The organism is Halospeciosus flavus (assembly GCF_029814175.1).
GTDB lineage: Archaea > Halobacteriota > Halobacteria > Halobacteriales > Halobacteriaceae > Halospeciosus > Halospeciosus flavus.
In genome coordinates, this window is the sequence record NZ_CP122312.1 from 1,378,587 (window position 1) to 1,393,440 (window position 14,854).

14 protein-coding genes and 2 tRNA genes are annotated in these 14,854 nt (G+C 66.4%); 7 read left to right on the forward strand and 9 right to left on the reverse strand.

Annotated features, from left to right (window positions below):
- Positions 1-45: 45 nt before the first annotated feature.
- From P0Y33_RS07170 to P0Y33_RS07185, 4 genes are all read right to left on the reverse strand, one after another.
- Positions 46-594, reverse strand: coding sequence for a DUF4382 domain-containing protein (locus P0Y33_RS07170; RefSeq protein WP_279529855.1), 549 nt, complete (start codon positions 592-594; stop codon positions 46-48).
- 55 nt (positions 595-649) lie between these two features.
- Positions 650-1,564, reverse strand: coding sequence for a DMT family transporter (locus P0Y33_RS07175; RefSeq protein ID WP_279529856.1), 915 nt, complete (start codon positions 1,562-1,564; stop codon positions 650-652).
- Between the two features lie 146 nt (positions 1,565-1,710).
- A tRNA-Arg gene (locus P0Y33_RS07180) sits at positions 1,711-1,783 on the reverse strand.
- A 35-nt stretch (positions 1,784-1,818) separates the two neighbouring features.
- Positions 1,819-2,103, reverse strand: coding sequence for a Sec-independent protein translocase subunit TatA/TatB (locus P0Y33_RS07185; RefSeq protein WP_279529857.1), 285 nt, complete (start codon positions 2,101-2,103; stop codon positions 1,819-1,821).
- A 93-nt stretch (positions 2,104-2,196) separates the two neighbouring features.
- Here P0Y33_RS07185 and P0Y33_RS07190 point away from each other — a divergent pair, with 93 nt between their 5' ends.
- From P0Y33_RS07190 to P0Y33_RS07205, 4 genes are all read left to right on the forward strand, one after another.
- Positions 2,197-2,673 carry a redoxin domain-containing protein gene (locus tag P0Y33_RS07190; RefSeq protein ID WP_279529858.1) on the forward strand — a complete coding sequence of 159 codons (477 nt, stop codon included), beginning with the start codon at positions 2,197-2,199 and terminating at the stop codon, positions 2,671-2,673.
- Positions 2,674-2,718: 45 nt separating this feature from the next.
- A complete protein-coding gene (locus P0Y33_RS07195) occupies positions 2,719-3,564 on the forward strand; it encodes an HD domain-containing protein (RefSeq protein ID WP_279529859.1) in 846 nt (281 codons plus the stop codon).
- Positions 3,565-3,639: 75 nt separating this feature from the next.
- The gene (locus tag P0Y33_RS07200) at positions 3,640-4,941 is read left to right on the forward strand and encodes an MFS transporter (protein WP_279529860.1); all 1,302 of its coding nucleotides are present in this window, start codon (positions 3,640-3,642) and stop codon (positions 4,939-4,941) included.
- Between the two features lie 187 nt (positions 4,942-5,128).
- Positions 5,129-5,890, forward strand: coding sequence for an NAD-dependent deacylase (locus P0Y33_RS07205; protein WP_279529861.1), 762 nt, complete (start codon positions 5,129-5,131; stop codon positions 5,888-5,890).
- Positions 5,891-6,072: 182 nt separating this feature from the next.
- Here P0Y33_RS07205 and P0Y33_RS07210 read toward each other — a convergent pair whose 3' ends face one another.
- The 5 genes from P0Y33_RS07210 to P0Y33_RS07230 form a co-directional block, all read right to left on the reverse strand.
- On the reverse strand, positions 6,073-6,744 hold the full coding sequence (locus P0Y33_RS07210; protein WP_279529862.1) for a helix-turn-helix domain-containing protein: 672 nt from the start codon (positions 6,742-6,744) through the stop codon (positions 6,073-6,075).
- Positions 6,745-6,887: 143 nt separating this feature from the next.
- Positions 6,888-6,958: transfer RNA gene (locus tag P0Y33_RS07215), tRNA-Gly, on the reverse strand.
- Between the two features lie 221 nt (positions 6,959-7,179).
- Positions 7,180-7,827 carry a class I SAM-dependent methyltransferase gene (locus P0Y33_RS07220; protein WP_279529863.1) on the reverse strand — a complete coding sequence of 216 codons (648 nt, stop codon included), beginning with the start codon at positions 7,825-7,827 and terminating at the stop codon, positions 7,180-7,182.
- Positions 7,824-9,935: a type II secretion system F family protein gene (locus tag P0Y33_RS07225; protein ID WP_279529864.1), complete on the reverse strand. Its 2,112-nt coding sequence runs from the start codon at positions 9,933-9,935 to the stop codon at positions 7,824-7,826. The genes P0Y33_RS07220 and P0Y33_RS07225 overlap by 4 nt, the downstream gene beginning before the upstream one ends.
- A gap of 3 nt (positions 9,936-9,938) precedes the next feature.
- Entirely contained in the window at positions 9,939-11,585 is a 1,647-nt protein-coding gene (locus tag P0Y33_RS07230; protein WP_279529865.1) for a type II/IV secretion system ATPase subunit, read from the reverse strand.
- 121 nt (positions 11,586-11,706) lie between these two features.
- Here P0Y33_RS07230 and P0Y33_RS07235 point away from each other — a divergent pair, with 121 nt between their 5' ends.
- The 3 genes from P0Y33_RS07235 to P0Y33_RS07245 all read left to right on the forward strand — a co-directional run bounded on the left by P0Y33_RS07235 (position 11,707) and on the right by P0Y33_RS07245 (position 14,844).
- Positions 11,707-12,171 carry a DUF5793 family protein gene (locus tag P0Y33_RS07235; protein ID WP_279529866.1) on the forward strand — a complete coding sequence of 155 codons (465 nt, stop codon included), beginning with the start codon at positions 11,707-11,709 and terminating at the stop codon, positions 12,169-12,171.
- A 108-nt stretch (positions 12,172-12,279) separates the two neighbouring features.
- A complete protein-coding gene (locus tag P0Y33_RS07240) occupies positions 12,280-13,644 on the forward strand; it encodes a phosphopentomutase/phosphoglucosamine mutase (RefSeq protein WP_279529867.1) in 1,365 nt (454 codons plus the stop codon).
- Between the two features lie 69 nt (positions 13,645-13,713).
- The gene (locus tag P0Y33_RS07245; RefSeq protein ID WP_279529868.1) at positions 13,714-14,844 is read left to right on the forward strand and encodes a BMP family lipoprotein; all 1,131 of its coding nucleotides are present in this window, start codon (positions 13,714-13,716) and stop codon (positions 14,842-14,844) included.
- Positions 14,845-14,854: the final 10 nt, after the last annotated feature.

Genomic DNA, 14,854 nt, shown 5'->3' on the forward strand with positions numbered 1-14,854 from the left:
GTACGAACGTGCGCGTCCGACAGAAAAGAAGGTACCGGCGTACGATCAAGAACTGTTCGTCTGGTTACCCGACCCGCCCTCGCCCTCGTAGATGACCTTCACCTCGTCGGCGACGGGTTGGAGGACGTAGCGGTTCGTCTGTCCCTGCTGGACCGGCGTGAAGTCGGCGACGAACGTCGTCGTCTGGTTCGCCCGAATCTCGAAGTTCTTGTTGAACTTCAACGGGGCTTCGCCGGGCGTGCTGACGTCGGCCGACCCGCCGCTCTTCAGTTTGGCCTCGGTCGCCTCGGCCTGGAGTTGGAGGAACTCGTACTCGCCTGTCGCGAGTTCCTGCTCGCCGACGAGGGCCGTGTTCTCGCCGGTGAGCTTCGTCAGGTCGACGGTCTGGTCGACGTCGAAGGACTTCCGCTCGCCGTCCGTCGGCTTCACGTACACCGTCGTGACGTGGATTATGAGCGTCTCGAAGTCCCCGATGTCACCTGGCTGGTCGCTCACTTTCGTCGCGAGCGTCCCAGTCGAACCCCCACCCATACAGCCGGCGAGGGCGGTCGCAGCAGTCGTGGCCGTGCCGGCGAGGAACGTTCGGCGGCGCATGGGTAAAACGTCCGAGCCGACCAGTAAGTGCCTAGTGGCCGTATCTTGACGTGACTCACCAGACGACGAGCACGGCGCCGACCACGACGAGGACTGCACCGACGACGACGCGGGCCGTCACCCGCTCCGTGTCGAGGGAGACAGCGGCGAAACCGGCGGTGAACAGTGGGACCGTCGCGACGAGCGGGTCGACGACGACGACTCGGCCGCCGGGTGCCGCGAGCGCGGTGAAGACCGCCACCATCCCCGCGGCGATACAGACGCCGTTCGCGACGAAGTAGGGGACGCTCGCTCGCGGGACGTCGAGGACGTCCCGGCCGTACCACCCGACGAGGAGTGTGCCCAGGACGAGGAGGCCGGCCAACTCGTTCGTGGCGACGGCTTCGAGCGCCGCGACCTCTTCGGCCTGCATGCCGACGCGCCGGAGGACACGGCTCACGGCGTAGGCGGCCGCCGCCAGCAGAGGGAACGCGAGGTCCCGGGTGTTCCACCCACCAGTCTCGCCGCCGCCGTGCTCGCGGGAGCGTTCGAGGACGACGAGACCGACGACGAGGACGACGACGCCACCGACCGTCAGCGCCTCGATGGCTTCACCGAGTAGTGCCACGCCGAGCACGGTGGCGAACAGCGGCCGGACGCTGAGCGCGGCGGCGTAGATGCTCGCGCCGAGGCGGTCGATACCCACTAGTCCGACGAGGCGGCCGAGACCAGTCCCGAGCGCCCCGGTGACGGCGAACAGGGCGAGGAATCTGGCGTCGAGGGTCGCGAGTTGGTCGACGGCGGACGGCCCGTAGACGGCGAGGAGGGCGACCCACACCGCGACCGTGTCGGCCGCGAGGACGGTCAACACCGCCTGGCGTGGTCCCGCGCCGCGGTTCAGGCCGAGTTTGGTGAGGACGGGTGCCGCTCCCCAGAGGACTGCTGCGAGGAGGACCAGTGCGTAGACAGACCAGACCGACGAACCGAACACGTCGGAACCCACCGCTGCCACGGGGAAAGACCTCTCGGCCAGCGACTGGTCGTGGGGACTCGACGAGAAAAACGGGCGTGACGGGACTGAGCGAACGCGGAGCGTTCGCGAGGTACGCCGCGCAGAGAACGAACGAAGTGAGTGAGCGGGCGCGGCGGGGTTCGAACCCGCGATCTAGAGGTTAGGAACCTCTCGCCGTATCCGCTTGGCCACACGCCCTCGAAATTGAGTAGATCGCCGTCGAGAAAAAACCGTTACTTCTGCGTCGACTCGGACGCCGATTCGGTCTCCGTCTCGGATTCGACCTCGGTGGCCGGCTCCGCTTCGGACTCGGGGCCCTCGCCCTCGCCCTCGCGCATCTCCTGCAGGTCCTGTTCGATCTCCTCGCGGCCCTTCTTGAACTCCCCCATCGCTTGACCCGTCGAGCGGGCGAGCTTGGGAATCTTGTTCGCACCGAACAGGAGCACGGCGATGAGCAGGATGACGGCGAGTTCCATCCCGCCCGGGAGCCCGGCGAACAGTGGGGTACTGGTGAACATCTCTACTCTCCTGTAGCCTATTACGGATTATAGGCCTTTTGCTCGTTCGCCCCTTCCCGAAGCGTCAAATCTGAGGGTTCCGTGGGTTCACACATGGTTTCGACTGGCGACGACGCACCGGACTTCACCGCACCGCTCGCGAACGGCGACGTCGCGGAGTTCACTCTCTCCGAACACCTCGACGACGGCCCCGTGGTCCTCGCGTTCTTCCCGGCGGCCTTCACGGGCACCTGCACGACCGAGATGTGCACGTTCCAGGACCAACTCGGGGGCTTCGAGGACGTCGGCGCGACTGTCGTCGGGGTCAGCGTCGACCTCCCGTTCGCGCTCAACGAGTTCCGCGACCAGGAGGACCTCACCTTCGGTCTCGTCAGCGACCACGAGAAAGAACTCATCGAGGCCTACGACGTCTGGACGTCGATGCCGGACCTCGGCGTCGAGGGCGTCGCCGAGCGCGCGGTCTTCGTCGTGAACTCCGAGGGCGAGATTACCTACGACTGGGTCGGCGAGAACCTCGGCGTCGAACCGCCCTACGAGGCGGTGCGCGACGCCGCGGCCGACGCGGAGTAACCGAAGGCCCCCGCTTTTTTCGACCTGGGGCGTGGAGTAACAGGTATGAGCGACGCCCAGGCCGACGCTGACGCCGACGCCAACGACGATCCGGACCGGGGTCCCCACGCGTACGATCCCGACGAGGAGCACGCCTTCCCGGACGAGAAACTCAACGAGGTGCTCTCGTTCCTCCAGAACGACCCCGTCGTCAACACCTACCTCGACGCACAGAACGTCAACCCCGTCGAGCGGAAGGGGTACAACGACCACGGCGCGAAGCACATCGAGATCGTCCGGAACCGCGCGCTCCACCTCTACGACCTCCTGAAACAGGGCGGCGTCGACTTCAACGGCGCGACCGACCAGGGACTCGACGAGGCGGACGAGGCGGTCATCATCGCGCTCGCGGCGACCCTCCACGACATCGGCCACGTCGTCCACCGCGACGACCACCCCTACTACTCCATCCCGCTCGCTGCCGACCTCATGGACGACTTCCTCACCGAGTTCTACGACCGGACCGACGCCGTCCGCGTGAAGGGCGAAGTCCTCCACGCTATCCTCTGTCACCACACCGAGGAGACGCCGCTCACGACCGAGGCGGGCGTCATCCGCGTCGCCGACGGACTCGACATGGAGCGCGGTCGCTCGCGACTCCCCTACGAGCGCGGCGGGCGCGGCATCAACACCGTCTCCAGTCAGGCCATCGAGAACGTCACCCTCCAGTCCGGCGACGACGTCCCGGTCCTCGTCGAGATCAAGATGCGCAACGCCGCCGGCGTCTACCAGGTCGACAACCTCCTGAAGAAGAAACTCCAGGACTCGATGATCGAAGACGAGATCCGTATCGTGGCGCTGAACGTCAGCGGCGAGGCCGAAGAACGACTCGTCGAGCGAATCGAACTGTAGCCCGGTCGGTTCTCCGAACGCGACGCCGGTGTCGCGTCTTTTAACACACCGATACTCCTACCCCCACACGTACCAGTGTCGACGACAGACAGTCCGCTGTCTCTCTTCCGTGATCGGGAGTTCGTCGCGCTCGCGGGCACCGCGTTCGCCCGGAGTCAGGCGTACTCGACCATCCTCATCGCGCTGGCGCTGTACGCCGACCTCTTCCACACGAGCGGGTTGGTCGAGGGACTGTTCGGGACGTCCTTCGCCCTCGTCCAACTCCTCATCGTCCTCCCACTCGGACGCGCCGTCGACACCCACGACGCGAAGAAGTTCCTCCTCGTCGGCCTGCTCGTCAACGTCGTCGTCTTCGTCGGCTTCATCTTCGTCCAGTCGCCGGCACACGTCATCCTCGTCCGCCTCGTCCAGGGCCTCGGTGCGAGCGTCCTCTGGATAACTGGGTCGACCGTCGTCGGCGAGATCAGCGACGAGGGCGAACGCGGGCGGTGGCTCGGCACGTACAACCAGGTCGGGGCGTTCTCCAGTTTCGCCGGCGACCTCGTCGGTGGCTACCTCCTCTACACCTACTCGTTCAAGTGGACCTACCTCGTCCTGACGGGCATCACGCTCGTCGTGACCGTCCTCGTCTACTTCTTCCTCCGGGACAACCCCGGCGGAAAGATGGACCCCGAAGAGCAGACGAGCGTGGAGACGTTCAAGGGACTGCTCCGTCGGCCGATGGTCCGTGCACTCGTCTCCTTCCGCCTCGCATTCTCCGTCGGGAAGATGGCGGTCATCATCTTCCTCCCCATCTACGCTCGCACCGAATTCGGCGTCTCCGCGCTCGCAATCGGCGGCATCCTCGCCGGCGGGAAACTCGTGAAGGCCGGACTCCAGGCGTACATGGGCGACCTCACCGACAGACTCGGCAACGAACACCGCTTCGTCCTGGTCGGCGCACTCCTGTACGCCGTCGGGACGGCGATGATTCCGCTCGCCGCCCCCGCCGAACGTCTCCTCCCGATGCTCACCCTCACCGGGTTCGGACAGACTCTCTCCGCATCGGGGGCCATCGTCGCGATGTTCGCCGCTTACGCCGTCATCGGGGTCGCGGACAGTATCCGACTCCCGGCGAGCATGTCGATGTTCGTCGAGGAGGGCGAACGCTTCGACTCCGTGGCGAGTTCGATGTCGCTGCGTTCGATCTCGTGGAAGATCGGGCAGGTCCTCGGACCGCTCCTCGTCGGCGTCGTCACCGACCTGTTCGGCATGGGTCGGGCGTTCCTCGTCGCGGCGGGGTTCATCGTCTTCGCCTCGGGCGTGTTCGTCTTCACCTACTCCAGACACCGCGACCCGACCGCCCCTGGCGTCGAGGAGGCCGGCGGCGACGACTAACGACTCGAAGACAGCACAAGGCATATATCCTCCCTTGCCCCAGTATCGTGTACGGAACGAGGTCGTAGGCGCTTCCGGGTAGGGGTACCCTGCCTGCGGCCCGGATGTTCTTTCGGTGTTCACCCCTCGGAGCCACCGCTCCGGCCAGCGACGAGGACTTATCTTCGACTCCCCGTTAGGCGCACGTATGGACGAAGACGAAGCCGAGACCGACGTGGCAGCCATCGCCGACGCACTCCGGGACGCCGACACCGCCGTCGCGTTCACCGGCGCGGGCGTCAGCACGGCGTCGGGCATCCCGAGTTTCCGCGGCGACGACGGCGTGTGGGAGACGGAGTTCGACCCGCAGTCCTTCCACGTTTCGCGGTTCCGCTCGGACCCGGCGGGCTTCTGGGCCGACCGCCTCGAACTCCACGAGCGGATGTTCCCCGACGACGTGGCACCGAACGCGGCCCACGACGCCCTGGCGTCGCTCGAAGCCGAGGGCCACCTTGACGCCGTGATCACGCAGAACACCGACGGTCTCCACCAGCGCGCCGGCAGCGAAGACGTCGTCGAACTCCACGGTGCGAACCACCGCGTCGAGTGCCAGGAGTGCAAGCAAAAGGAGGACGCCGAACCCGCCCGGGAGCGCGCCCGTGACGGCGAACTCCCGCCGACCTGTCGGGCGTGTGGCGGCCCGCTGAAGCCGGACGTGGTCCTCTTCGGCGAGCAACTCCCGACGATGGCGATGCACCGCGCCCGCGAACTCGCCGACGACGCCGACGCCTTCCTCGTCGCGGGGTCGTCGCTGACCGTCGAACCCGCGGCGTCGCTCCCCCGACGGGCCGCACGCGACGGCCACCTCTCCATCGTCAACTTCGACGAGACGGAGAGCGACCGCTACGCAGACGTAGTCGTGCGAGGCGACGTGACCGAAGTACTGCCCGAGGTCGAGGAGCGGGTGTGAGGCGAGTCGGACAGCAGGTGGGGGGTGGGGGAGTCGTCCCAGATGGCCCGAGTCGACGGGGGAGGAATCGCCGGACCTCCTGGGGTGTCCGTATCTCGGGCCAGCAGCGGCGAAGAACTGTGGGGCGTATATACGCTCCTTTAAGTCAACACCCCACGACCGATTCTCCCGGACGGACGGCGCTACAGTCTCGTGTCGTCTTCTGCGAAGTCTACCGGTAGTGCGTTCGCGATGAGGTTCCGGTGGGCGCGACGGAGTCGCTTCGAGAACGACTGCTGGGAGATGTCGACGTCGTCCGCCAGCACCTCCATCGAGACGCTGCGCGGGACGTCGAAGTACCCCCGCTCCAGTGCTATCGTCAGTGCTTCCCGTTGCTTCGTCGAGAGACCGTACTGACCGCTCGTCCTCGGTTCCGAGGGATGGTAGAGTCGGTGGAGAGTGAACGGAGCGTCGTTGCGGTCGCAGTAGTCTCCAAAATCGCGAACGTGTTGTTCGTCGTCGAAGCGCATCCGGAGTTCCCAGTTGTCCGCGCGTCCTACTGCGTCCAAAATCGTCGCGCCGATGTCGACGTAGGCGTAGACGATGCTCTCGATGTTTTGGGTCCACTCGGCCCGATAGAGCGTCGTGTCTTCGTACTCGTCGAGTCTGGTGACGCTCTGCGTCGTCGGGTCTCGCTCGATTGCGTCGGCGAACGCGTCGTCGTCGTCACCCCGTATCCAGAAGTACGGCGTCACTTGTCCCACGTCGTGCGCGACGACGCGCTCGATCTCAACGACCACCTCCGGTACCGCTTCCAGCGTCTCGGCCAGCGCGAAGTCGTCGGCCGATACCGTGTACTCGGCGATGACAGTCATACGGGACGATGTGGCACCGGCCGTATAAGCCCGTGGACTGACAGGTCGACGAGCACCAAGTAGTACGCGGAACGCACAGTGAGACCTCGTCGTGGCGGAGTTCAGTGCCGGCGTCTACTGTCACTCGGAGTGTCGGAAAATGATGCACCGACCGGGATTTGAACCCGGGCCATGAGCTTGGAAGGCTCAGGTCCTGCCACTAGACCATCGGTGCTCACTACGTTCGCACCGCGCATCGGCGAACGGCGTTCGCCTCAACATCGGTGCACTGCGTTGCACTCGGTCATATCCGCCGGTCGTTAATGGGCGTTTCCATTCGCTCTATCCCTAAGTACGATGACGGCACCACTCCCTCGCGTGACGTAGCCGTCGCCGCGGGACGGGGATTCGCCAGTGCAGCGCGACGTTCCGCGGAAGGAGTGCGCTGCCCGTTCGCTATTCCGGAGTGACGACCGCGTAGCAGTTCCCGCTCGACACCTCGAAGTCGACGAGTTCGAGGTCGCTCGCGGCGACGTCCTCGCGGAACTCCTCGGGGCTGTAGATGTGGTAGAAGCGGGGGACCGTCTCGCCGCCGGGGAGCGTCCACTCGACCGTTGTGTCGAAGCCCTCCTCGCGGTCGAACTTCTGGTGAGCGGTGCTCCAGACGCTCACGAGCGCCTCGCCGTCGGCGTCGAGGACGCGTGCGAGTTCGTCGAGGGTCGCCCGGCGTGTCTCCCGCGTCGGGAGGTGGTGGAGCGTCGCGACGTACACCGCGAGGTCGAACACGTCGTCCACCAGCGGGAGCGTCGCGGCGTCGACCTGCACGAGGTCGACCGCGAACGACCGCTCGGTAGCGCGCTCGCGTGCCTCCGCCAGAAGCCCGCGGCTCAGGTCGACGCCGACGACGCGCTCGGCCCGCTCAGCCAGCAACTCGGAGTGGCGGCCGTTCCCACAGCCGAGGTCGAGCGCGCGGCGGGCCTCGCGGCCGTCGAGGAACGTCTCGACTTCGGGCCACGCGTACTCGCGGGTCTTCGAGAAGTGGCCGGCGATGTAGTCGTAGGTCTGTCGCACCGAGTCGGTCCGTGGTCGGTCGTCGTCAGTCATGGTCCGAGTATCAGGAAGGTTACGTATCCGAGCAGGAGCATCACGACGACGTGTTTCGCACCCGCCCGGACGTCGTTTTGCTCCATCTGTCCCGCGACGAACCCCGAGCAAACCGCCTGGATGAGCGCGGCGTGGAACAACAGGAGAGTGTAGGCGTCTTTCTTGGCCGCACCCGCGCCACCGAATCCGAGTTCGGGGGTCACGGGGAGGGTCTCCGTCCCGACCGAGGGCATCGTCGGGATGCTCGGCACGAACACCAGGACGAGCGCGCCGATGATCGTGAGGAAGACGAAGAAGGAGAGGTAGATGACGACGAGGTAGGTGAACAGTTCGCTGCGGCGCTCGCGTTCGAGTCGGCGGCTGGCCTTCGCCTCGTCGGCGGCGATTCGGAGCACCGGCCCGAGGTCCCCGCTCGCCGAGATGGCGTTCGTGATGAGGGCGACCGCCCGGGTGACCGTCGGAGTGCCGACGCGTCGGTCGAGGCGGTGGAGCGCGGTCGAGACTTTCGCTCCCCACGAGATGTCCGCCCACGTCCGTTGCAGTTCGGGGGTCAGTTCGCCGAGTTCGGAGCGGACGACGCGCCGGAGACTCCCGACGATCGGCATCCCCGCTTCGTTGGTGCTCGCGAGGCGGTCGAGGAAGTCCGGGACGACGGCCTCGATGGACTTGATCCGCTGGTTCCGGAGTTCGTACGCCACGCTGAACATCCCGACGACGAACAGCGCCGCGTAGACGAGGGGTCCGTCGACGTCGCGGACACCCAGTGTCCCGGTCTGAGCGGTCGACCAGACCGTGAACGCGACGTACACGAACGCCAGCGGGATCGTCACGTACAGGAGTCGTCGCGGCTTCTGCTGGACGACCTCGAGTGGGTCGAGGACGAGCCGCCGGTACGGTCTGATACGCCGGTAGAGGTCGAGGCGGGCGCGGTTCTCGACGCGCCGATCGTCAGCCTCCTCGGCCGCCGTGTTCGGAACCCCTCCGTCGGTCGTCGCGGGGGAGAGGGACGCCGGCCGGCCGGGGGACCGTTCGCCGACCTCGCCGCGCTCGGGGGCCTGTCCCGAGAGGCGGCCGGACTCCACCAGGCTGTCGAGGTAGACGACGAACGCGACCGTCGCCAGCGGGAGCAAGAGGTAGACAAACGCACGGAGGAAGTCGAGCGTCCCGCCCATGACGAGGCCGATGACGACGAGGATGGTGATGAAGAACAGCGGCCCGGCGACGAAGACGGTGACGTACGCCTCCGCGAGCGTGGCCAGCAGTTCGAGGTACTGCGCCTGTTTCGACTCTGCCTCCTCCTTGTAGTACTCGTACTCCTGGCGGAGGAAGCTCGGGAGGTCCTGTCCGCTCTGGAGGACGCTGACGAGGTTCTCGGCGAATTCCTTCAGTTCCTCGCTGGGCGTCCGACGGGCGAGTCGTCGCGTCGCTTCGAGGATGTCCGCACCGAAGAGGTCGACGTCCTTGATGGCCACCTGGAACTCGGTGGCCGTCTCGCCGTACACCTCGCGGTTGCGCGCGAGGATGCGCAGAATCTCCGGGAACGCCATCCCGCTGCGCGAGAGCGCGTACATGAACGCGACGTTGCGCTCGATGGTCCTGTCGATCTGCCGTTCCCGCTCGTTGGCCCGGTGTTTCGGGAGCGACCAGCGAACGTGGTACGCGGCGAACGCGGCCGTCACGCCGACCGTCGCCCCGCTCGCGAGGAAGAAGAGGAACACCTCGGTCGGCGTGAGCAGCGGCCCAGTCGCGTCGAGGAAGACCGCGACCTCCGTCGGGAGTGTGGTCTGGAGCGCTTGCTGGCCCGTCCGCATCCAGACGATGAACGCGACGACGAGGTAGACGCCGAGGACACTCCCGGAGAACGCCGCGACCGTCGCGTAGAGGAACGTCTTCGAGGCGTACACCCGGTACGTCGTCCCGTGGTGTATCGAGCGGAGCAGGTTCGCCTGCCGGGAGTTGACCGACTCTCGCTCACGGACGTAGGCTCCGAAGACGGCAATCGCGAGTCGAGTGAGCAACCGGTCGACGCGGCGGCTCAACGGGACCAGCGCGACGACTCCCAGGAGGAAGAAGACGCCGACGAGCGGGAGGAAGAGTAGCCCGTTCATCGGTCAGCGTTCTCGTGCGACGTCGGGAGCGCCGACGTCGGTATCGAGCGCTTCGTCGACGCGCTCGACGACCTGCTCGGGGTTCGAGTAGTACTCGTTGACGAGCGCGGTGAACTGACGGTAGTCGTCGACGTGCCGTTCGACGAGGTACTTGAGGACACGCTTGCGCTGGCGGAGTTCGCGCAGCAGTTGCGAGCGACTCCACCCCCGCTCGTCGCGGATCTCGTCGAGGATGACGCTGTCGTAGGAGACGAACTCGTCGTCGGTCGCGTGCCACTCGAAGGCCGTCGAGTAGTCGAGGTCGCCGGTCCGCTGGTCGATGCCCTCGATCTCGGCGACGATGCGGTTCCGGCGAACCCGGTTCTCGTCGACGTAGGTGAGCGTCTGGACACAGAGGATGTCCAGACTCTGGATCATCGCCCGCGGGACGTTGATTGGTTCGTTCTCCAGGCGGTTGATCGCGGTCTGGACGCTGTCGGCGTGCATCGTCGAGTAGGTGGTGTGACCCGTGTTCATCGCCTGGAACAGCGTCATGGCCTCCCGGCCACGGACCTCCCCGACGAGGATGTACTCGGGGCGGTGACGGAGCGCCGAGCGCAGGAGGTCGTACATCGTGATGTCCTCGCTCTCGCCGATGCTCTCGCGGGTGACCGAGGAGAGCCAGTTGTCGTGGTTGAGCGTCAACTCGCGGGTGTCCTCAATGGAGAGCACCTTCGAGCGCGGCGGGATGAACATCGACACCGCGTTCATCGAGGTGGTCTTCCCGGAGGCGGTCCCGCCCGCGAACAGCAACGACTTGTTCGACTCGATGGCCAACCAGAGGTACGCCATCTGGTCGAGGTCGAACGTGCCGTAGTCGACGAGCGTCGCCGGAGTGAATGGCTCCTCGGAGTACTGACGGATAGTGAACGCCGACCCGCGCGGTGTCACCTCGCGACCGAGTGCGAGTTCCGCACGCGACCCGTCGGGGAGCGTCGTCTCGGTGACCGGGTCGCCGATGGAGATGTGTCGACCCGACTGCTGGGCGAGGCGGACGACGAAACTGTCGAGACTCTCCTCGTCGAACGCGACGTTCGTCTCGAGGTCGGCGTAGCCGTCGTGGTAGACGAACAGCGGGAGGTCGTAGCCGTCACAGGAGATGTCCTCGACGTGGCTGTCGTGCATCAGCGGGTCGATCTTCCCGAACCCCTCGAACGAGCGGTAGAGGTAGTAGAACAGCCGGTAGAAGGTGTTCGTCTCGACGACGACGCCGTACTCCTCCAACAGTTCCTCCATCCGCTCGGCGAGGAGGTGTTCGGGGTTGTCGGGGTCGTACTCGGCGCGGAAGATGAGCGTCTCCCGGACGTCCTCGTACAGTTCGTCGAGGAGTTCGGACTCGAAGTCGTCGAGTTCTGGTTCGACGACGAAGTAGCGGTGTTCGTTCTCGGCGGGGTCGTAGTTGATGGAGGCGAAGGAGAAGGGCGCGTTCAGCCAGTACCGCTCGACCTCTTCGAGTCGGTCGATCCCGTCGAAGTCGACGAGCGGACCGTGCTCGGCCGGGCGGTAGTTCTCGACGTCGAGCTCCGCCCCACGGAGCACCTCGTAGAGGCGTTCTAGCTTCCAGCGGAGTCCGTGGTCGTCGCCCAGCGAGTCGAGAAAATCGCTTGACATCTGAGTCGGTTGCTGTTGGGTTCGACGGCACCTTGCTTAAAACCCACCGCTGTGCCTCCGTTCCGACCGTCGCCGTCGGCGTTACGTTCATAGGTTGTGAGGGCGTAGCACAGATCACGGAATGAGGCGTGAGGATTTCGAACTCGACGCGAGCCAGATCGGGTGGGTCGACAGCGGCGCCGACCCGGCCCAGCCGACGGTCACGATCGACTTCCACGGCGAGGCGACCCAGCTCCGGGAGCGACTCTCGGACGGCGCGGGCGGGTTCCTCGACGCCGACGAGACGGACGTCGCGTTCCGCCTCCGGGAGTCGGACGAGGAACCACCCAGCGGCGTCGTCGCGGTGACAGACCGCCTCACCGGGGACTTCGTCTTCGAACTCAACGTGGACGCCGACGACGTGTTCCGCTTCGTCGAGGCGGCCCGCGAGTACGGCAAGCGCACCGGCGACACACACTATCGGGTCGTCATCCGCGAGGACGGCGAGGAACTCCTCACCTACGAGAAAGACACCTTCCTCGTCTACAACGAGGAAGGCGACCTCCTCCGCTCGAAGAGCGTGATTCCGAGCGGGGTAGAGCTCTAACTGCACCGGTTACGCTGCGCTCGCGGTCGCTGCGCCGGTCGTTCTGTCCGGCCGTGCTCGCTCGCCGAACCCACGGCCGCTAAGTAGCGCCCGCTCCACTCCCCGGACATGAGTCTCTTCGGGACCGCAGGAATCCGCGGCGACGTGACCGAGAAAGTGACGCCGGAACTGGCGCTCTCGGTCGGTCGCGCCGCCGGACGGGACGGCGACGAGTTCGTCGTCGGTCGCGACGGCCGCGAGACCGGTCCGGCGCTCGCCGCCGCGGTGGAGGCGGGGTTGGAGAGCGCGGGCGCGGACGTCAGACGCGTGGGCGTCCTCCCGACGCCGGCGCTCGCCTACGCCTCGCAGGGTCGACGTGGCGTGATGCTCACCGCCTCGCACAACCCACCGCACGACAACGGCATCAAACTCTTCGCCGACGGTGTCGAGTACGACCGCGACGCCGAGGAAGCCATCGAGGACCGCGTCGAACGCGGCACCGCCCCCGCCGACTGGGACGAGTGGGGCGACGGCGAGGACCTCGCCGTGCTGGCCGACTACCGCGAAGCGGTCGCGGACTACGCACGCGAAGCGGTTGGCCGCGACGAGGAGCGCCCGCTCGACGGGCTCCGAATCGCCGTCGACTGCGGCAACGGGATGGGCGCGCTCGCGACGCCACACGTCCTCCGGACGCTCGGCGCCGACGTCGTCACGCTCAACGCCAACGTCGACGGCCACTTCCCCGGTCGCCCCTCGAAGCCGACGCCCGAGACGCTCGGCGACCTCCAGCGGTTCGTCGAGGACGGGGAGTTCGCGCTCGGTATCGCCCACGACGGGGACGCAGACCGCATCGTCGTCCTCGACGCGGACGGGGAGGTCGTCCACGAGGACACGATCCTCGCCATCCTCGCCGAGCACTACACCCGCGAACTCGACCGCGCGGACCCCGTCGTCGTGACGACGCCCAACGCCTCCGCCCGTATCGACGAACGCGTCCGCGAGGCCGGGGGCCGCGTCGAACGGGTCCACCTCGGTGCACTCCACGAGGGAATCGCACGGGTCCGCGACGAGGGCGGCGACGTCGTGTTCGCGGCCGAACCGTGGAAACACATCCACACCGCGTTCGGCGGGTGGATCGACGGCGTCACGAGTGCGGCGGTCGTCGCCGGACTCGTCGCCGACGCCGGCGGCCTCGGACCGCTCCGGGAACCGGTCACCGAGCGACCCTACCGGAAGGTGAGCGTCGACTGTCCCGACGAGGCCAAAGACGACGTGATGGCGGTGCTCCGCGAGCAGATTCCCGGGACGTTCCCCGAAGCGACCGTCGAGACGGAGTACGGCGTCCGCGCGGAGTTCCCCGACGGGTCGTGGACGCTCGTCCGCCCCTCCGGGACCGAACCCTACGTCCGTGTCTACGCCGAGAGTGAGACCGTCGACGAACTCGTCGACGCCGTCGTCGAAGTGGTCGAACGGGCCGTCGAAGCCGAAACCTAGTGCCGATCTTTCAGGAGAACCGTCGAAACGGTGGGCTTATGTCGATACCCTCCCGCCCATTAGGCAAGTATGGCGGACCAGAACCGGCGGACGTTTCTGAAGCTCACGAGTGGGATAGGGACCATCGGCATGACTGGACTCGCTGGCTGTAGTGGCGGGAACGGCGGGAGTGGCGGTCAGTCGGGTGGCGGCGACACCACGACCGAGTCGGACCCGTTCAACGTGGGAATGGTGTACGCACTCGGCGGACTCGGCGACAAGTCGTTCAACGACATGGCGCTCCAGGGCGTCAAGCACGCGAAGGAGAAGTACGACATCACCTACAAGAACACAGAGCCGGGGTCCGTCAACGACATCGAGACGTTCCAGCGAAAGCTCGCGCAGTCGACGTCGCCGACGTACGAACTCGTCACGACGGTCGGCTACGTGCAGGCGACGCCGCTCCAGCAGAACGCCGAGCGCTTCCCCGACCAGAAGTTCACCATCATCGACTCCGTCGTCGACAAGCCAAACGTCGCCTCCTACACGTTCAAGGAGCACCAGGGGTCCTTCCAGGTCGGTCACCTCGGCGGCCTGCTGACCGCACGGGACTTCTCGACGACCTACACCGCCAACGGGTCGGAGCACACGGTGTCGACCAACCCGGACGACCTGGTGGTCGGCTTCGTCGGCGGCAAGCAGACGAGCCTCATCAAGAAGTTCCAGGCGGGCTACGAGGCCGGCGCGAAGTACGCCGACGAGAACATCGAGGTGCGCTCGGCGTACGTCGGCGCGTGGAACGACCCCTCGAAGGCAAAGGAGATCGCTCTCTCCATGTACGACGAGGGCGCAGACATTGTCTACCACGCGGCCGGTGGGAGCGGCATCGGCGTGTTCAAGGCCGCGATGGAGAAGGGTCGCTACGCCATCGGCGTCGACTCCGACCAGTCGAAGTCGACCGACTTCGAGGAGGTCATCCTCGCGAGCATGGTCAAACACGTCGACACGGCCGTCTTCGAGTCCATCGGAAACGTCGTCCAGGGCAAGTTCAAGGGTGGCTCACACGTCCGCCTCGGACTCCAAGACGGTGGCGTCGAAGCGATCTACGGCCAGGCAGTCGGCGACGCCATCCCCCAGTCCGTCAAGGACAAACTCGACCAGTCGAAGCAGGCCATCGTCTCCGGCGAGATCGACGTCCCGACGGAGCCAAAGAACGCCTGACCGGAGTCCA